Genomic DNA, 19,604 nt, shown 5'->3' on the forward strand with positions numbered 1-19,604 from the left:
AGTACATTAATAATTAATAATTATTCTCTGTTGGTCTCAGACACCAGTGAAATAGTCCCCAAGCTTGAGAAGCATCTTTATAGCTTCCATCAGAGTTCTTAAAGATATCGGTACTTTCAAGTCTGATCTTAACCCGTGGATTGTCAGACTCTTTCACAATAACAGTAGCAACATTTTGTCCATCTCTATTGTAGTAGGCTGCTTTACCATCCTGAACAACGCGCCAGTGTCTGTCAAAAAAACCGTAAGGAAATTCCGCCGCTCCGTAGCGATCAAAGTTGCACCATCCCTGAAAGCCTTGATTTTCGCGAACAAGCTCCCCGTTAAAATAGAAATCTGCGGTGTATGCAGCATTAGCAGACCACGCCCCCCAACGCAGGTAGTATTCACCCGGTGGCACATTGAGTTCCTTTATCGTGTTTGTTACCGCATCGTAAGTTACTCCGGTCAGCTCCACATAGGCTGGATCGCCATCTTCGGCAACGTGCTCCCCATTAGAGATCGGATCCATTCGCAGAATATCATACTTAACCAGAGGGAATTCTCCGAAGGGGCCAAAACCTCCTTGCGACCTAATTGATTGTGCGGCTGAATTATTCTTGAAATACATATCCTTTTCTTCATCGGAACAACGCTCCCACAAGCCGGCCAAAAATTCCTTGTATCGCCAGATGACAAAGTTGTTGGGAATTTTATAATCGGTTACATAATAGCCAACACCATTGCTGAATTTCACCGGGTTAGCAGCATCAACCAGCTGCACAGATGGTCTCCACTGTGCCGTATAGTAATTGTCGTAAATCCCTTCAACTTTTCCGCGAACCGACCAAAGATCGACATCGCCGGTTACTTCTTCGCGCGACAGCTCATAGTCGAAAAATGCACTTCGTATAATCCATTCCTTGAAACGTGTTGTGTCTTCCGACGAGGGGATAGTACCGAATGCCTCTTCATAAAAAGCATAAGCCTGATCCAAAGCATTCTCGACAAGATCATTATTAATTATCATCATGGTAGAGGTATACTGTTCCTCGCGCATGTTCCAGTACATATTTGTCGCGTTATAGTCGCTATATCGGTCCATCAGGCTGTTTGTCACAACAAAGGTTGAATCGTAAACCGTATTCCCGGTATTGTCAACGCCGATTGGCGTGCTGTTTTCTCTGTCGAACACCTTCTCTTCGTATTCGGCTATAAGCGATCTGAAAACAGAATAATCGTCGCCCAGGGAGTTTAACACTTCGTAAAGCGAAGGTGGCGCAACCATTGGCGAAGCCATCTCATAGACAAAACCATCCTTGGTTTGGACCACGCGCTCCAGTTTTACATCGCCGATGAAAACATCGCCCAATTCGTCAACCCTTATCCTGGTAAACTTATTGGTCCACAACAACAGCGAAAAACCATCACTGATCTTGGTGGGCGTTAATCCTAAATCACACACACAGGTTTTGGCAAAGAAATCCCTGTCGATAATTTCATTTTCATTTATCGTTGCATTTTTATAAACAAAAACGGTTAACGACTGATTCCTGCTCTCAATTGAACTATAAACCTCTGTTTCGTCAAAGAGTTGAGAAATGATTGAGTAATCATCTTGTGATGAAATGTATTCTTCGATGGTCTGGTCAACGATTTCGACATTCAGATTATCAACGACTATCTCATTCTTCTGATAGTGGTCGTCCCACTTCTCGTCGGTACATGCCGTAGCAAAGAGAAGCAATGCGAAAATTAATCTTGTTATTTTCATCTGATATATATATTACTATTTTGACTTCTAATAATTATCCCGGGTAGGTCGTAATACACAACTGTGAAGGTATACCCGGTCCCAAATACTGCCTCCACCGGCAGTGTTGGTCAGCCGAACTATTTTTACAGTAACCTCACTCGGTTCGTCAAGTGTTATCAGCGACACAAATTTTCCATCGGTATCGTATTGGGCGGCGCTACCATCTTTAGTAGCCCAGAAATCGGCATCAAATCCCCAGGGATAACCACCTGTTCCGTCATATCCGTTATTGCCACCGTTACGATCGAAAGTAGGCAGGTTTTTCCACCAGAATCCTCCTTCATCGGTAACGACCTCTCCATTTATACTAACCTCAGCGTACCAAGCCGCTTCATTGTCGTTCTTCCCGCCAAAACCCAAATAATATTCTCCGGCTGGAAGAACCGCAGCATAGGGCGTTCCTTCACCATCAAGATTAATCAGTTTGAATTCGAAATATTGATCGACGTCGCAATATAAACCTTGCATCAGATCGTAGCTTATCGCCGGAAAGCTGTAGAACTCGGTCTCTTCCGGATCGGCAGTGTAGCCTCCATGTCCGGTGTAGCCTCTGGGGCCGATATTCATATCGGTATTAAAATAGGCTGAACTTGCACCTCCTACGGCATTCCATGCCGGAACCATATACTCCTTCACCCTCCAGATGGCAATATAATTGGGTACTTTCAACTCCGTTACCCGGTAACAGGTACCGTTCACCAACGGAATGGGATTATCCACATCGACTTGCTGAACAGAAGGTCTCCAACGGGTCCGCTCTACCGCTCCATGGTTCCGGGCCCGATATCCGGCTATGGATAACACATCGTCATAACCCAACAAATCATTCAAGGTCAACTCCCGATCATAAAAGCTAGACTCAACGATCCACCGATAAACGCGCATGGAATCCATTTGGCTTACGGTGCCAAAAGCCGCCTCAATTTTGGAATAAGCATCAGCCACTGCGTTCTCAATCAATTCGTTTGACGGGAGTAACAAGGTTGATGTAAAACTCAGGTCTCTCATATTCCAGCGATAGTCATCTTCGGCAAGCTCGGTGGTATTGTAGCGGTCCATCAAGCTATGGACGATCTTACCGTCGACTTCCTTCTCATCTCGAAATACGAGTTCTTTAAATAGTGAATACTCCTCGCCCAGACCTTTTAAATAATCATAAAGCGGTCTTTTGTGGAAAGGCTTCTCCAATTCATAAATGTGTCCGTTCGATGCTTCGATATACTTCGATATCTTGATGTTATCAACGGATTTATTATCCGAGGCTACAACGCTGGCAACCGATGTTCCCTGGCTCCATAACGGAAATTCCAGCTTGTCGCTCACGGCCGGGAATCCAATGGCCAAATCACTGACACACCCTAGTACAAACGCCTCTACATCCGGTATTTCGTCAACGACCACTTCGCTGTCGGGATAAACAAATACCGTCACATCGTAAGGATAACTTTCGATACTGTCAATTACCCCGTTTTCCGAAAACAGGGTATACATCGTTGCGTAGTTTTCTTGCAGGTACTCCGTTATGCTTTCTTTAATTTCGACATTACCGCCATTGCCGCCATTATCACCGCCATTATCCAATTCGTCATCGTCTTTACAGGCGGGGATCAGGACCAACAGGGAAAAAATCGCTAAAAGAGAAGCCGTTATATATGAATTAATTTTTTTCATCATTTTCTTTTTAGTTTTCTTCAATGATCGGTATAAACTTCACATAATCAAGCATCAGCCGGTACGCATTGTGCGACTGTGCCCTTGAATCGAGAAGCGTAATTTCGAGATTATGTTGTTGAGTTGTCGCGAACTCAATATTATCGAATAACGCAATCGAATAAGTTCCGATCGTATTATCAATACCACTATACAGATATTTGTAGCTGATATCATCGTCGACAACGAACTGACACTGGCTACCGCCTTCGATGAAATCGGCCAGGCTGGCATCATAGCCGTAATACAGCTCTACCCGGTAACGGCCCTTGGCTAAAACAGGGGTTTTCATCTCAACTGTTCCAAAATGCCCCAGACTTAAAATCAGAAAATCATTCAGATTGGCTCCGTAAACATTCTCCAGATCGTCTTCGTCATCTTCACTTTCCTGTGCCAGGAAATACCCAACCGTTGGCCAGCTGGATCGCTTGGAACCGATTACATTCCAGTTGTAACTCTGAATTTCGTCATTCCACAAAGTGATTTTGTACGAATTTCCCTCTTGCGCTTGCTGATAACATTCGCCCAACCCGCGCACAGCTCCAAAATCGTTAATACTAGAAGCAATGTCGCTATAGTTTGTCAGATCCCAGATAACAGTAGCCGGTTCGGGTGAGAAGACAGGCATGACAGCGTCGATTTCATGAATAAAACCATTTCGTGCTGCAATATTCTCACGCCCTTCAATGAGCCCGATTCCTTCCTTGTTTGTAAAATCGTAGTTAATGTAGTCTGAAGCGCCGTTGATCTGGTTTGTGGAGAAAAGCTCATTTTCAGCCATCGTATTCCAGATGATTACACTATCTGTATCGAATGCAAAAAGCGATTCCTTTAAAACTCTTCCTTCAATCAGGTGATAGCCAACATATCTTTCCAATTTTTCGTTATCGGACAGCGAACTCTCTGGTTCCAATAAATTTGCCAGATCTGCAACAGAGTAGATCCCCTGTTCGTTGTATACGGTATTGTTGACCACCAACATGGTAAAATTTCGCTTTACCAGGACTTCGGTGCCTAAATCGCCAACCACCGTATCGTAGGTCGCTTCCAACCGATCCTGCCATCCGGACATTTCAACGAGCTCCCGGAATATGGAGTAATCCTGATTTTCCGCAAGTTTATCGTAAAGAGTCGCCGAAATTGGCGTCAAAACAGCATCAATTACGTGTACATATCCGTTTGTCGCCACATTATCCAATTCAATAATGTTCGCTTCATCATTTACAGTCATGGAAGTGATTCCCCCTTGGCTGCTACCCTCTTCGCCATAGGAAATTGTAAGATAGTCTGAAGAGAGCATCGGTCGGCTTAACCGGCCACCAGACAACATATCACTCTGGGTAATCAGGTATTCAGACGTGTGAAATTCAACCAAATCACGAGCATCTTCTTCACTTAGATCGGTCACCCCCGACATGCTCTTCTGGGTATAATAAGCAGACATCGCCGCATTGGTAGGCACAAACATCGTAAAATTCATTCGCGCCTGGTTGACTGCATTCTTCATATCTGCTTTTTCCAGAACCTCCAACCACATCGAAAACTCATCGGAACGTGTCTCTAAATAAATCGATATCGGGTAGTTCTCGTAGGCCAGGTAGGTCTGATCTTCGTATGGATCGTTACATTGGCACAAAGCAAAAAGAGATATGATGGCTATAAGATATTTTTTTATATACATATTCTTAATTTTAAAATTAGACAGCTTATTTATTGCACGATATCGTAATATGGATTTTGCACCAACTTCGGATTGTTTATCAACTCACTGCTCCATATCGGCAAAAACAAGGCATCATCATTTCTCAGAACCGAGCGAATCCATTCGGCCCGTGCTGAGTTATTGTATTTGACAACAAGATCTATAAAGGCATCTCGATATTGGCCGTCCATCATTCGTCCCAGACGAAGCAGGTCGTACCATCTTTTACCTTCAGCGGCAAGCTCAATATTTCGTTCACTCAGGATTAGCTTCAACATATCCAGTTCCGTCATTCCCGACACCTCAATCTCGTGTTGCGGGGCATGTGCCCGTGCGCGTATCCGGTTGACGATATTCAACGCCTCGTTCCAGGAAGCCGCAGAATTATCGTTAAGCACCATGGCTTCCGCTTTCATCAGCATTACATCGGCAACCCGATAAAGGATCAGGTGTGCATTTTGCTCCGAACTGGGTCTGACATTGTCGTTGGTTCCGGTACCGGTATATTTCCAGACATAGCCTTCTTTGGCGATTTCCAAATCAGCATTGTCGGTTACAATGCCGGCATTAATAGTTCTGACTTGATTCTCAAGATCCGGATAACCGTCGATTGACATGGCTTCGGTAACAAAGTCCACTAACATTTCGTCGGTATACTGATAGGTAGGAATACTATTGCCAAACAACGACGCCAGTTGGTTTGTCTGACTACTTCCGTAAAACTGAATCTCGAATATCGACTCATTACTGTTTCCCGGGTAAAACATCTCGAACCACTGTTCAGAATCTTCGACAAATGCAGGACGTCGGCTTTCTGAAGCTTCCAGAATATTGTTACAATAAACAATGGCCTCGCTATAATCGCCGTTCCACAGGCAAACATCGGCCATTAAAGCATAGATGGCCCATTTTGTTGCGCGTCCTTTGGTCTGCCAGTCCTCCTCAAAAAATGCTTTGGCAGCCTCGGACTTGATGGCGGTGGTCAAGTCTTCTTTTATCTGCGCAATAATCTCAGCCTCCGTTGATTTAGCCACCTCTTTTTCCTGGCTATCGTCTTCGTAAGGAGAAAGAATAAGCGGAGCATCTCTCCAGTTTCGTACAATATAGAAGTACGACAAAGCACGTAGAAAGTAAGCTTCTGCTTTAAACGAGTTCATCTGCGCCTCGTTGAAGGTGTCATCAATTTGTTGTACATATTCAACATTCGCCAACACCGAGTTGGCCATACTTATCACCTTATAAAAAGGTCCCCAGTTGCATACACTCTTGTTGTCGGCATTTAAATTGAAGCTCTGCAATGGAGAGTAACCGATCGTTTTATAAATGCTGCTTCCGCGGAGTTCGCCCCACTCCAGAAGAGATACATGCATATCTCTCAGGTAAATGTATCCCGATGTTAAAACAGCCTCGGCTTCTTCCTTCGACTGCCAGTAACTACCGCTTACCTGCTCGTTCTCCGGAACTACATCCAGCCAATTATTACATGAAGTAAAAGCAAACAGGCAGGACAATAACACTATAATACTATTTTTTGACATGTCGTTTCCTCCTCGTTAAAAGTTTATGTTTACACCACAAGCAAATCTTCTTGAAATCGGTGTGCTGGAATTATCTTCGGCCAGATCTGTAACCTTGCTGGGCATCCGCACCTCGGGATCTTGCCCGGTATATTTAGTCCATGTATACAAGTCGTATCCCGAGATGAATACATTTCCACTGTTGATTCCCAAACGGCTTGTTAACTCTTTGGGTAATCGATAGCTAAGCGTCAGTGTTTTTAGTCGCAGATAACTGGCATCTTCGACAAAGCGGTCAGAACCGAGGTAGTTGTATCCGTATTTATATAAAGCGCGGGGGATATCTGTTTGATCTCCTTCGTTACGCCAACGGTTCAAGACTGCCGTGCTCTGGTTGTCGCGTCCATACATCGACTCGCTGTTCATTTTCGCCCGGTTTACAACTTTTTGCCCGGCTCTACCATGAAACAGTGCCGTTAATCCCCAAGCTTTGTAACGGATATTAATACCGCCACCACCTGTTAACGAAGGCATTGAATTACCAATATATACAATATCGTACTGATTAATCACCCCATCATTATTAATATCTTCATACTTCGCATCGCCCGGGAATACGCGAATATTACCATTCTGCATGATGACCGGATCACCGTCTACACCGCGCATGACATTTCCGTCGGCATCCAGGGCGTAAGTATCTTCGAGATTGCCATATACACCCTTTGACCGGTATCCGAAGAATGAGCCGATTGCCACACCTTCCTGCAATCGGACAGCGTAATTTCCGTTACCAAAAGAGTAGTTCTCCTGATTTAAATTTAAGGGCAGCTCGAGTATTTTATTAATGTTTCTGCTGACATTCGCATTCACCGAGATTACCCAACCGTTCTTTTTGTACAAGTCGTAATCAAAACGAAACTCAACTCCGGAGTTTTTCATCTTTCCCGAGTTAAAGAAACTGATTGTTCCATAGCCGGTAGAGGCCGGAACGCTTACATTTTTCTGTAAAAGATCGCTTGTGGTTTTATTATACCAATCGAACGTAACCTTCAGTCGGGTATCCAAAAAGTGTAAATCAGCTCCCAGGTTATACTCTCTGGAGGTTTCCCACTTCAGATTATCCAACTGCATTCTTTTGGGAGCAATGGCCGAAGAGGTAACATAGCTTTGATCAAGCGCTTCGAATGAACCAATGTATGGGTAAGAACCACTGGGCGAATTTCCACTCTCCCCGTAGCTAAATCTGATTTTGGCCTGATTCAACCAGCTTAAGTCTGCCAGAAACGGTTCTTCCTGGGCATGCCAGGCGAAGCCCAGAGCGGGGAATGCACCAAAACGTTCTGATCGTCCAAGACTTGAATTTCCTTCAACGTTTAAGGTTCCCGTTACCATATATCTGTCCTTGAATGTATAGTGCACATTACCTACAGCCGACACTGTTCTGCCCTCCGAGTCACCGGATCCCATCCCCTGAACAGTTCCTTCGTTAATCGGATCGACCAAACTTGATGAAGCTACGCCTGAAATGGCACTGTGATAACTCGAATTTTGACTTTGATTAGTCCGGAGGATGGCAACAGCAATCAGGTTGTGCCGGTTATCCCAGTTCTTACGAAGCATCAGTTTATTTTCGATCTGCAAGGTCACATTATCCGACACGTTTTCATCGCTCCGGTTAGAATACGGACTAACCCCGGTTACGCCTGTTGCTACCTGAGGTAAATATTTGTTTCCTCTGACCGTTTTCAGTTGCATAGCTGCCCAACCGGAATAGGTTAACAAATCGGTGCCAAAGAAATTGTAGTTCCAATCAAAAGAAATTCGCGATTCATTTTGTAAGGTATTGCTATATCCTTCGTTGGCCATAGCAACAGGGTTGAAATTTGTTATCCGATCATCTTTATCATTCCAATTAAAAGCGCCCTGGAACTCGTTTGCCGATTGACGCGAGAAATAAATATCGGTTGCATTTCCATCTTCATCAATCCAATAAGGACTTTTATTGGGCATCTTTCTCATCGCCTCGCTCCTTACATTGGCCCGGTTTCCTTTAACCTCGGATTGTGTATAGGTGAAATTAGCCCCTACTCTTAATCGATCGGTAAAGCGATAAGTAACTTTCAAGGTCGAAGTAAAACGGTCGAAGCCAGTTCCAACGGTCGTTCCCTCCTCGGTGGAATATCCCGCAGAGAAGCGATAAGTGGCCTTATCACCACCACCGGTCATCGCAATGTTGTTCTCAACAGTCAAGGTCGGTCGTCGAATTTCCGAAAGCCAGTCTGTTTCTACATTATATTCATCAAAATAACGCCAATCAGGCACATAGTTGATTTCCGGAGTATTGTAAAGAAGCTCCAGTAAGTTCGCCGAACTCTGAACACCAGTTGCGTTGGCTGTATTCCAGATTGCATCCTGCATAAAAGCAACATATTCATTACCATCCAACAAGGGTATTGGTGAAGGTTCGAATCGGGTTGACAGTTTGGACGACACATTGACTCTTGTTTTACCGGTGCTTCCTCTTTTGGTTGTAATAACAAGAACACCATTGCCACCTTTGGTTCCCCAAATTGCCGTAGCAGCAGCATCTTTAAGAACTTCGATCGATTCGATGTCAGTAGGAGCAATGTTCAGCAAAGTACCAAAGTCTTCGTCTGTTGCAGTTGAGAAATTGAAATCATCCCCTATTGAGGTGCTGTAAGGAATTCCATCAATAACAATCAGGGGTTCCGAATTGGCATTGAGCGTACTTATTCCGCGAATATTTATGGAACTTTTAGATCCGGGATCTCCCCCCATTACTAAGTCAATCCCTCCCAGTTGCCCCTGCAATGCTTCGCCAACTGTTGTAACCGGAGAAACAGACATAATTTCGTCCATATTAATACGCTGTGTTGCCGCCGTTTGTTGTTTTTCACTAATCCCGGTCACCCGATCGGTATAAGAAGCCGATACAACAACATCCGAAATCTGCTTCCGGTCTTCTTTCATCACAACATCAATGGTCTTCTGATTCTCGTACGGAATCTTCTGCGATACAAATCCGATAAATGAGAAAATAACACTTGAACCTTTTTCGCCTTGCGGTATCCTTAGAACATAACGCCCGTCAACTCCTGTTATCACCCCTGTGATGAAGCGGTTTTGACTGTTAGCAAAGACCACATTGGCACCCGTTACGGGTACTTTTTCGCCATCTACAAGCTCGTATACTATCCCTGTTATTATTGCTGTCTGCGCATAAATATGCTTTACAGAAATAAGGAATAATATTACAAAGGGAATAATTATTTTTATTCTATTCATAATTAAGTCTTTTATTAAAATACATCCGTGATGAAGTGCACCCCACCGTCATTGAAAGCAAACGGGAAATAATCGTGGCTTCCATCGATATTTACAATCTTGTAGCCCAGATCCAGACTAAGAGAAGCGCCGTCATCAACAATTCCAATTCTGTTTCCCGCAGCGGTCGAATATTGTCCCGTCACTCCGGAACCGATATATGGATAATCAGCAATCCCGTTGCTTCCTGTCGGCACAAAATATTGCTTCATATAAATTGCCAGCAAACTTTGGTCTTCCACAGTCCCGTCAGTACTCAAACCCGGAATTAAACCGTTGCTAATAGCGGTTTCAACAACCTCATTGGTAGGAATGAAAATCAGTGTTCTGCTTTCTTTCAGAAATGGAATGGTTACAAGCTCGTTATCAATTAATCCGGCATCGCGAAGTAGCTGCGAGAACATGTAATACGGGCGAGAGGGTTCATTGCTAATAGCAATCAGCCGTTGCACTGACGATGAATTTTCATCTGTCCATGAACGGAATATTCCCCCCGAAGGAATCGCATAGGCAAAGGCCTGCCCATTACTCCATTCGCCTCCATTGTACTTAATCTCGGTGATATCAGCATAAGCTGCTGTTTCTTGCGTTGCATTAATTTCGACAGATTGTGAGATACTTGTCGTAAGCTGGTTATTTTTAATGTACCAATACACATACGGAATATCGGTTTTCAAAACATAACTGTCATTCGAACCGGTAATGCCGCTTCCTCCGGTAACGGTGTGTAAATTTATCAGTTCAGTCATCTCTCCAATACTCACCGACTCCAGTTCTCCCGACCAAGTACTCATCAGGTTATCCTCTTCATCCATGGTCACCCCACTGTTCTCCAGTTGTGCATCGTCGGGAATCAACAGAGTAAACGGCACTCTGTTACTCGAAAGTGGCATTATCTTACTTGTATTGGTCAGCATGTTCAGATAGTAGCTGTTGCTTTTGTATTGAAGAGCTGGCCCGGCAACAGAAGTAAATGCCGATGGAATCTCCCAGTCGGCAGTTATCCCGTAGAATGTACCATTCAAACACATTTTCCGATTTTCCTGAAGTACATTATCGACCGCAAAATCGACGGGCGTATTGGCCGTACTAACGAGCTCTCCCGAGCTAATCTCCTCGGGAAATAAGACCGAGGAAGCGTAAATACTACTTTTCAACATTTGCAGGATAGCGTCATCCCGAACTGAATCAATCGATTCGTATCCTCCCTGCGCCCAATAAGACTGAAAGAAATCATCAAGAATATCGTTTGCCGGAGCACAGATGCCATAGGCCGCATAGGACAATACAGCATTATTGCGGAAATCACTTACCGGCCATTCGTTGGCAATATTGGCCAAATAACTATGATTCAACTGATACAAATCAGTTCCTCCACCAAATTCAATGGTCAAGTCCTCATCAAAAGAAAGCGTCGCAAAGCGATCATACAACTCCAGATAGGTCGAAAAATTTTCCCGCTTAGCAATCTCTGTATAAATGGTTTCCAGAGGCTCCAATACGTCATTCACCACGTAGATATAGCCATTATCGCCGGGTATTTCATATTCGGTAACACTTGCATTGGAGACATTAAAGCCATCATCTCCGGCCCACTTCGAATCGGGATAGAAATACTCGTAATTATACGCAGCATCGATATTTCCTTTTGTTTTGAAAATATTATGGGAAAATACCGGTAGCATTCTGTCGTTATGCCACACACTAAATTCCTTCTCTCCTTCGGGGTTCTCCGGATCTTCGTCAGTAAAAAGTGAAATCGGATCGGTACTTCGGGTCCGATGCTTATAATACATACCGGCCATTTGTTTCAACTCAGTATCTGTAGCTGCATCCCCCTCGTAAGGTCTGAAATTTTCTAACATTTCCTTACTGTAGGAAAAGTAGATGATATGGAAACCAATTAGTTTCTGAAGCTCTTCAACACTAAAGTCAGCAATGTTCGCTTTCCCGTGTTTCGTTAAGTACTGCGCGAAAGCGCTGTCTGTTGGAGCCATCACAGTAACAAGCCCTTTCCCTTTTAGTAAAGACTCAAAGCCACTCCGGCTTGCACCTTCAAGAAAAACTGAAAAGTCTCCTCTTTTCTCCAGTACATCCCAGGCACTTCCTTTCAACCAGTCCGGGGCCTGATAATACTTATCCATTTCATTTTCACACGAAAACAAAACAAGCACAAGCATTAAAACGCTCATAATTCTTGTCAAACTTCTTGTTCTTTTCATAAGCATAGTAGTTAGATCAGCATAGCTATAAACAGATTTGGGATTTACATAATAACTCCCAAAAGATCAAGCCAACTGTCATCTGCAACGGGTATGCTAAAAAGCAGCAGGAAGAGTACAGAAAACCACAAAAGCAATAAAGATATACACCAAGCCCTGGCTCAGGTACACTTCAAAAACCTCCGATGAAATTCAGATCAACGTATGTCTTTAAATAAATGAATCACAAATTCCGTACAGCTATCTGCCAATACCCATTTAAGACTTTGGTTAAACCTGAAATTTTGATTTTGTAATTTGCAATTTTGCGGAGCCCCGCATTGACAAGGAAGAAGAAAACTCCCTTTCGAATAGTTTTTCGACAAAACAAGCTGTCGATTGAACGTTCCTGCACACAGGAATTAAGTTCGATTTTAATTCATTCATAGTAGTAGTGTAGTAGTTATAAATAAAATAGACCAAAAAACTGCTTTTTTATACAAAACAGAACTGATGATCATTGTGTTCTCAATTTTAACGGTTACCCGCCTCAACCAAGTATAGTTTAGGTACCTGCGAATATCAGCAATCAAAATCACAAAAACAAATTTAATTCTTACCGAAAATCGAAGAAAAACGGACCGCCCCCCACTAAAGCTCCTACCATGGTTATTTACAATTATTTACAAACGCATCTTTTCTCAACACATCTTTCGGTCCATTAAACCATTGTCCCCAGGCAATCCGCTAAAAAACAAAACATGCAAATAAAATATCGTATACTTGCAATTTATTATAGCACACAAAAAAACAATGAGCCTGGATAATTTAACAGAACACGAAAAAGCCTTTTACGACGATGGTTTCCGCTTGGGACAAGAAGCAGCTAAGCATGCAGCCGAAGAAAAAGTCTTCCTTAGTTTCATCGGCCAGATGTACTCCGCTATCGATCAGCTCATCGATTCGATACTGGGCATGGCCCGGCGCCAAAACATCCCGGTCGATTGCCATAAAGGCTGTGAATACTGTTGCCACCAGGCTGTGTTTGCCAACTCCTACGAGCTGCACTACCTGGGCAACTTCATCAACAACAAATTTTACACTCCCGATAAAGATGCCGTAATAAAAAGAGCGATTGAAAAGAATAAGCACACTAAAAAGCTGAGCGAACAAGAAGTTTTAAGTTACAAAAGTCCCTGTCCGCTTTTAAAGGAAGGTTCGTGCTCGGCTTATGAAGCCCGCCCAATGGCCTGCCGCATTTATCTATCGATGAAACTGGCAAGTTGTGTTGAATTTTTCAAAAATCCGGATAATCCCAACAGCTTTCCTCAGCTGCTTGAATTTCCGCTGATGGCCGGCCGGATGATGAACGAAGGCTTTACCGCCGCCCTACGTGAAAAAGAAATCGAAATTGCAGAATTTCGGATGGAAGACGGCCTGGCAACAATGCTCAAATACGGCGCTAATCGCTAGCCATTTAACCGTACTTCCAAATCGACGATTTTACGTTGACGTTCCATGGAATAGTTGGAGCTGTGATGATCGACATATCTTAGCAGCCACAAGGCTTTTTGATAGTAAAGCTCTTTACGCAATAAAGTTTCATGTTCCAGGGCATGGTCACCCAACAAGCTAAAAATTTCAGCTAGCTTCTCGTAATGTTCATCAGCTAAAAGGTTTTCTTCCATCAAACTAATGAAGGCCGATTTTTCGAGAAACAAAAGATCGTCCAACTCCCAGCCAAACTGAACTGTTAAGGCATCTTTTGCTTCGCCCTGCAACAAATCATGCTGATTGTCCTGTGCCATCTTTGAAAGGCGCCCCATGAGCTTGGCGATAAAAAGGCCCAGCTCATTGATCTGATCCATTAAATAATCCCGTCTTTCCATAGTGTTGAATTTGCTTCTTTAAAAGTACAGTTCTTTCCTTTCACGGCCACATAAAGTCTCAATAATCCACATAAATAAAGAACAATAATAAGAATTTGTATCGTTCTTATGTTGTTCATGAAACAGTGTTTAATAGAAAAACCTATTTTAGCTAAATGAAACCAGTTGCACTCCTAACCATCCTGCTCGGCCTGCTTTTCACCAACAGTCTTCATGCGCAAATGCTGAATGCGCTGCTGTCCGGAACGGTTTCTTCCGACAAAGGTGAAGCGCTGGCCGAGGTCAATATTAGTTTGAAGGGCTACCCCATTGGCACCACAACGGACAAAAACGGGCACTACACGCTGCAAATTCCGGTCAACCGCCAGTTGACCATCGTCTTTTCGATGATTGGTTGCCAAACACAAGAGCAAACACTGCAAGTCAAAGCCAGCGACCAAATAAAGCTCGACATTCAACTGGCTGAAAGCAACGAAAACATTGCAGAAGTGACGGTCCGGCAGCAACGAGCACAGCAGAACATGTCGCGCATTGATCCGCAGTTTGGTGCCGTGATTCCTGATGCCTCGTCGGGAGCCGTCGAGGCCCTGATCAAAACGCTGCCGGGGGTATCAACCAACAACGAGCTAAGCTCACAATACTCGGTTCGCGGCGGCAATTACGACGAAAACCTGGTGTATGTGAACGACATTGAAGTTTACCGGCCGTTCCTGCTTCAGTCGGGTCAACAGGAAGGATTAAGCTTCATCAATGCCGATCTGGTTTCGTCCATCGAATTTTCCAGCGGTGGTTTCGATGCCAAATACGGCGACAAAATGGCCTCGGTGCTCGACATTCGCTACCGACAACCCAAATCGTTCGCAGCATCGGCCTCGGCCAGCTTGTTGGGCGGTGCGCTTCATGTTGAAGATGCCAGCAAAAACAAGAAACTAAGTTTTATTGGCGGCGCCCGCTACAAAACCAACCGGTACTTGCTGAACAGCCTGGATGAAGAGGGCGACTACAACCCGGATTACACGGATCTGCAAGCCTACGTTACCTATCGTTTTTCGGATGCCTTCGATATTTCGTTCCTGGGTAATATGGCGAGCAACGACTACCTTTTCATTCCGCAAACCCGCACAACAAGCTTTGGCACCTGGACCCAGCCTTTGCAAGCCAAAGTCTACTTCAACGGGCAGGAGAAAGATCATTTCAACACCAAGCTGGGAGCACTGGCCTTCAACTTTCATCCCGACAATCAGCTCAATTTAAAGTTCATTTTTTCCGCATTTAATACAAACGAAGAAGTCAGTTACGATATTGAAGGACAATACTACCTGAATGAACTGGAGCGCGATTGGTCAACCTCCGGAACCGGCGACAGCATTCTGAACCTGGGCGTTGGCAGTTTTCTGAACCATGCCCGCAACAAACTGGATGCGACCGTTTTCAGTATCACCAACAAAGGAGCCTACAACTCGGAAGAGCACCTGCTGAACTGGGGGATTAAATTTCAGTTCGAAGATGTTGACGACCGGGTAAACGAATGGGTGATGCGCGACTCAACAGGTTACTCACTGCCCTACTCGCCAACCGAAGTTCTTCTGTACAGCAGCTCCAATACCGACAATCAATTTTCGAGCTGGCAAGCGTCGGCACACCTTCAGGATACCTGGGCCATCCCAATGGAATCAGGCAAGCTTTTTCTCACCTCTGGCTTGCGGGCCAACTACCGCGAGTGTTCGGGCGAATTTTTGCTCAGCCCGCGCGTGTCGGCTAGCTACGTCCCCGATTGGGAAAGGCAATTCATTTTCCATCTTTCGGGCGGGCGTTACGTACAACCTGCCTTTATCAAGGAGCTGAAAGACCGTACCGGAAATGTTTATCCGGATACCAAAGCTCAAAAATCGTGGCAACTGGTCGCAGGAAGCGAATACCTTTTTCAGGCCTGGGATCGCCCTTTTCGGTTTAAGTCGGAACTATACTACAAGTATTTTTCGAACCTCACTCCTTATCAGGTCAACAATGTGCAAATCCAATACTTGGCCGATCAGCAAGCCACAGGCTATGCAGCAGGCCTGGATCTGAGCATTCATGGCGAATTTGTCAGCGGCGTGCAATCGTGGGCCAGTATCTCGCTGTTGCAAACCGAAGAAAATGTCAAGGGCGACGGTCATGGCTGGATTCCCCGGCCAACCGACCAGCTTCTAACTTTCAGTCTGTTTTTTCAGGATTATTTTCCCGGCGATCCAAGCTACAAACTTCACTTAGCGGCCTTTTACGGATCGCGCCTGCCATCGGGCCCTCCAAACGGCGAACGCTATATGGATAACTTTCGGATGCCGCCTTACCGGCGAATAGACCTGGGCATTTCAAAAAGTATCATCAATGCGGTTTCAACTGAACCGAAAAGTGCTTTGCTAAAAAAAATCAAAGAGCTGTCGCTGAGTCTGGAAGTCCTCAATCTACTGGGCATTAAAAATACAGTTTCGTATTTCTGGGTAAGCAGTCATTACGGCGATATGTATGGTGTGCCCAACTACCTCACCGAACGAAAACTAAACTTACGATTGTCTCTTAAGTTTTAGCGAATGATATAAGCCTACATCAAAAAGAAAACAGCATAAAACGTCCGTCTCTTTTCTGATTAATACTTGGGTTGAAAAAGCTCTTTCTCGCCAACAGCGTCTATCGCCGGGCAACGCCCAACAGTCCTTCGTCTGAAAACTTTTGCACACAACATCTGTTCTAATAAGCTAAAAATAAAGAACAGCTCATCATGTCGACACACCAATACACCAACGATCTGATTCATGAAACATCAGCTTATCTGTTGCAGCATGCCCACAATCCGGTAAACTGGATGCCTTGGGGTGACGCCGCCTTCCAAAAGGCGAAAGCCGAAAATAAGTTATTGCTGATCAGCATCGGCTATGCGGCCTGCCATTGGTGTCATGTCATGGAACAGGAGTCGTTTGAAGATGAGCAAGTCGCCAAGGTGATGAATCAGCATTTTGTGTGTATCAAGATTGACCGGGAGGAGCGCCCCGATGTGGATCAGCTATACATGACTGCCGTGCAACTAATGACACAACGGGGCGGCTGGCCGCTAAATGCGGTGGCCCTGCCCGATGGCCGGCCAATCTGGGGCGGCACTTATTTCCCCAAAAATGTTTGGATGAATAGCTTGCAACAAATTGCAGACTATCACAGCAAATACCCCGAAAAGACAAGTGAATATGCGGATAAACTAACCGAAGGCATCACACAAAGCGCACTGATTCCGGTGACTGCGGAAGTTCAACAGATTGACCTGCCAGCAATGAGGAAAGCGGTTGATAACTGGCAACATCATTTCGACCTGGAGGATGGTGGCAGCAAAGGTGCTCCGAAATTTATGCTGCCCGTTAACTTACAGTTTTTGCTCCGATGGGCGCACCAGGAGCCCAACGCGGCTGTTGAAACGCATCTGCTAAACAGCTTGGAGAAGATGGCCTTTGGCGGCATTTACGATCAGGTTGGCGGCGGCTTTGCCCGCTATTCCACCGACTCGTTTTGGAAGGTACCACACTTCGAAAAAATGCTGTACGACAACGGACAACTCCTGAGTTTATACGCCCAGGCTTACCGAAAATTCGGGAACGAAATGTACCGGCAAGTTGTGCGCGAAACGGTTGACTGGTTAAAAGCGGACATGCTTTCACCAGAAAACGGCTTCTACTGTTCGCTGGATGCTGACAGCGACGGCATTGAAGGCAAATACTATGTCTGGCAACAAACCGAGCTACAGGATCTGATCAAAGAAGAATACGGACTGTTTGCAAATTATTTCAATGTAAATGATAACGGTTATTGGGAGGACGGCAATTACATTCTGCTTCGCCGGCAAAGTGATTCTACCTTCGCAAAAATCCACTCACTTGAGCTTGAGCAACTGCAATTAAAAGTTGCCCGATGGAAAAGCCTGCTTCGGCAAGCACGCAACAAACGGGTACGCCCGGGGCTGGATGACAAAATTCTGACTTCGTGGAATGCTTTGGTTGTAAGCGGACTGGCTGAAAGCTTCAAAGCCTTCGGTGAGCACGAGTATCTAGAGCTGGCTGAAAAAAACATGGATTTCCTGCTCAACAAGCTTCAAACAAAACCGGGTATTTTGTTGCATTCCTATAAAAACGGACAAGCCAAAATTGAAGCTTTCCTTGAGGACTATGCCTCGATGATTCAGGCCTTGATCGATTTATTTGAAGTAACCGGGAAAACCGACTACCTGACACAGGCCGATCGCTTTTGCGAAACTTGCTTCCGCGATTTTTACGATGCCGAACGCACCATCTTCTACTTTAGTCGAGAGGGACAAACAGACCTGATTAGCCGTAGCATTGAGGTGCAGGACAATGTTATTCCCGCCTCCAATTCCATAATGGCGCACAACCTGGTGCGTCTGGGCCATTTAACAGACAACCATCGCTACCCGATTACTGCCCGTGCCATGCTGCTGGTTGTTTCCGACAGCGTTTTGAAATATCCCGCCGGGCATGCCAACTGGATGAGCCTGGCACTGAGCTTTGCCAAGGAGCTTTTTGAGGTTGCCATTTCGGGCGAAAAAGCAATTGCCATCTCTCGAGAGATACAACAACACTACTTGCCCAATTGCATTTTTTGCCCGGGCAATACCGAACAGCTTCCGCTGCTTTATAATCGTGTTAAACCCGGGGTGAACCAAATATATGTATGCCACAATCAAGCCTGCCGGTTGCCGGTTAGCACAGTTTCGGAGGCCCTAAAGCTAATTGAACCTTAAAGTGGGTCGCCGGCTTGCCGCAAACGCTTGGTCAGATCTTTCCGGCAGGATGCGGCCATTTCGGGAATGGCAACTGCTCTTTGCAATTTTTCGATGTTGCGACGCTCATGCGTAAAAAGCGAAAACACTTCGGTCAGAGTCATATTTGCAGTTGCTGGTTCCAGCAATTGCATCGTATCGCCGGTTTTCACTGCCCCTTCCTGTAATACACGCACATAAACCCCGGGATAGGGTGCGTTCCAGAAATCGGCAACAATTTGGGGATTGCCGGCACGAATACCCAGCTTGTAGCAGGGCTGACGAGGCTGGGTGACCTGAACGATGGCGTCGCCCAAACGATAAACAGCACCAATTCGAATTTGCGATTCATCAATTCCCTCAACGGTCAGGTTTTCACCGAAGAAACCCAAGTCCCAATCCGCTTCCGGATAGCGGGCCTTCCACCACTTGTAATGATCGTGCGAATACAGATAGCAGGCTTTGTCCAAACCTCCGTGATATTTCCGATCCATCACATCATCCTTCGCGACATCTTCCTTTCCCAGCAAGATTGGTTCATCAACCGGATATTTATACATTCCGGTCAACTCTTTTTTGCCGCGCCATACAATCTCGACAGCCTGCCCAATATTAGTTGAAACAACTTTCATAAGCGTCCG

General features: G+C 45.0%; 11 protein-coding genes. 3 read left to right on the forward strand and 8 right to left on the reverse strand.

What is annotated here, in order from left to right; all coding sequences use genetic code 11:
• Nucleotides 1-13 precede the first annotated feature (13 nt).
• Genes C8N47_RS03780 through C8N47_RS03805 form a run of 6 tightly spaced genes read right to left on the reverse strand, consistent with a single transcriptional unit; the run spans nt 14 to nt 12,294 of the window.
• Entirely contained in the window at nt 14-1,753 is a 1,740-nt protein-coding gene (locus C8N47_RS03780; RefSeq protein ID WP_146161423.1) for a hypothetical protein, read from the reverse strand.
• A gap of 27 nt (nt 1,754-1,780) precedes the next feature.
• Nucleotides 1,781-3,466, reverse strand: coding sequence for a hypothetical protein (locus C8N47_RS03785; RefSeq protein WP_170111273.1), 1,686 nt, complete (start codon nt 3,464-3,466; stop codon nt 1,781-1,783).
• 10 nt (nt 3,467-3,476) lie between these two features.
• Nucleotides 3,477-5,186, reverse strand: a complete 1,710-nt coding sequence (locus C8N47_RS03790) for a fasciclin domain-containing protein (protein WP_107821191.1) — start codon at nt 5,184-5,186, stop codon at nt 3,477-3,479.
• A gap of 29 nt (nt 5,187-5,215) precedes the next feature.
• The gene (locus C8N47_RS03795) at nt 5,216-6,724 is read right to left on the reverse strand and encodes a RagB/SusD family nutrient uptake outer membrane protein (protein WP_170111274.1); all 1,509 of its coding nucleotides are present in this window, start codon (nt 6,722-6,724) and stop codon (nt 5,216-5,218) included.
• Nucleotides 6,725-6,760: 36 nt separating this feature from the next.
• Nucleotides 6,761-10,033: a SusC/RagA family TonB-linked outer membrane protein gene (locus tag C8N47_RS03800; RefSeq protein ID WP_107821193.1), complete on the reverse strand. Its 3,273-nt coding sequence runs from the start codon at nt 10,031-10,033 to the stop codon at nt 6,761-6,763.
• Between the two features lie 14 nt (nt 10,034-10,047).
• Entirely contained in the window at nt 10,048-12,294 is a 2,247-nt protein-coding gene (locus C8N47_RS03805; RefSeq protein ID WP_170111275.1) for a fasciclin domain-containing protein, read from the reverse strand.
• Nucleotides 12,295-13,086: 792 nt separating this feature from the next.
• Between C8N47_RS03805 and C8N47_RS03810 the strand changes: the two genes are divergently transcribed.
• Nucleotides 13,087-13,746 (forward strand): YkgJ family cysteine cluster protein, encoded by a 660-nt coding sequence (locus C8N47_RS03810; protein WP_107821195.1) that lies wholly within the window; start codon nt 13,087-13,089, stop codon nt 13,744-13,746.
• Here C8N47_RS03810 and C8N47_RS03815 read toward each other — a convergent pair.
• Nucleotides 13,743-14,162, reverse strand: a complete 420-nt coding sequence (locus C8N47_RS03815; protein ID WP_107821196.1) for a hypothetical protein — start codon at nt 14,160-14,162, stop codon at nt 13,743-13,745. The two genes, C8N47_RS03810 and C8N47_RS03815, sit on opposite strands and share 4 nt — an antisense overlap.
• Nucleotides 14,163-14,317: 155 nt before the next feature.
• On the opposite strand from C8N47_RS03815, the gene C8N47_RS03820 reads away from it, so the two are divergent.
• On the forward strand, nt 14,318-16,732 hold the full coding sequence (locus tag C8N47_RS03820; protein ID WP_107821197.1) for a TonB-dependent receptor: 2,415 nt from the start codon (nt 14,318-14,320) through the stop codon (nt 16,730-16,732).
• A gap of 191 nt (nt 16,733-16,923) precedes the next feature.
• Nucleotides 16,924-18,945, forward strand: a complete 2,022-nt coding sequence (locus C8N47_RS03825; protein WP_107821198.1) for a thioredoxin domain-containing protein — start codon at nt 16,924-16,926, stop codon at nt 18,943-18,945.
• Here the strand turns inward: C8N47_RS03825 and C8N47_RS03830 are convergent.
• Nucleotides 18,942-19,595 (reverse strand): MOSC domain-containing protein, encoded by a 654-nt coding sequence (locus C8N47_RS03830; protein WP_107821199.1) that lies wholly within the window; start codon nt 19,593-19,595, stop codon nt 18,942-18,944. The genes C8N47_RS03825 and C8N47_RS03830 overlap by 4 nt on opposite strands.
• Nucleotides 19,596-19,604: the final 9 nt, after the last annotated feature.

Origin of the sequence: Mangrovibacterium marinum, assembly GCF_003046625.1 — a bacterium.
Lineage (GTDB): Bacteria > Bacteroidota > Bacteroidia > Bacteroidales > Prolixibacteraceae > Mangrovibacterium > Mangrovibacterium marinum.

Coding starts and splice junctions, on each gene's coding strand:
- C8N47_RS03780 (WP_146161423.1), bottom strand. CDS start 1,753: ATGAAAATAACAAGATTAATTTTCGCATTGCTTCTCTTTGCTACGGCA.
- C8N47_RS03785 (WP_170111273.1), bottom strand. CDS start 3,466: ATGAAAAAAATTAATTCATATATAACGGCTTCTCTTTTAGCGATTTTT.
- C8N47_RS03790 (WP_107821191.1), bottom strand. CDS start 5,186: ATGTATATAAAAAAATATCTTATAGCCATCATATCTCTTTTTGCTTTG.
- C8N47_RS03800 (WP_107821193.1), bottom strand. CDS start 10,033: ATGAATAGAATAAAAATAATTATTCCCTTTGTAATATTATTCCTTATT.
- C8N47_RS03805 (WP_170111275.1), bottom strand. CDS start 12,294: ATGAAAAGAACAAGAAGTTTGACAAGAATTATGAGCGTTTTAATGCTT.
- C8N47_RS03810 (WP_107821195.1), top strand. CDS start 13,087: ATGAGCCTGGATAATTTAACAGAACACGAAAAAGCCTTTTACGACGAT.
- C8N47_RS03815 (WP_107821196.1), bottom strand. CDS start 14,162: ATGGAAAGACGGGATTATTTAATGGATCAGATCAATGAGCTGGGCCTT.
- C8N47_RS03820 (WP_107821197.1), top strand. CDS start 14,318: ATGAAACCAGTTGCACTCCTAACCATCCTGCTCGGCCTGCTTTTCACC.
- C8N47_RS03825 (WP_107821198.1), top strand. CDS start 16,924: ATGTCGACACACCAATACACCAACGATCTGATTCATGAAACATCAGCT.
- C8N47_RS03830 (WP_107821199.1), bottom strand. CDS start 19,595: ATGAAAGTTGTTTCAACTAATATTGGGCAGGCTGTCGAGATTGTATGG.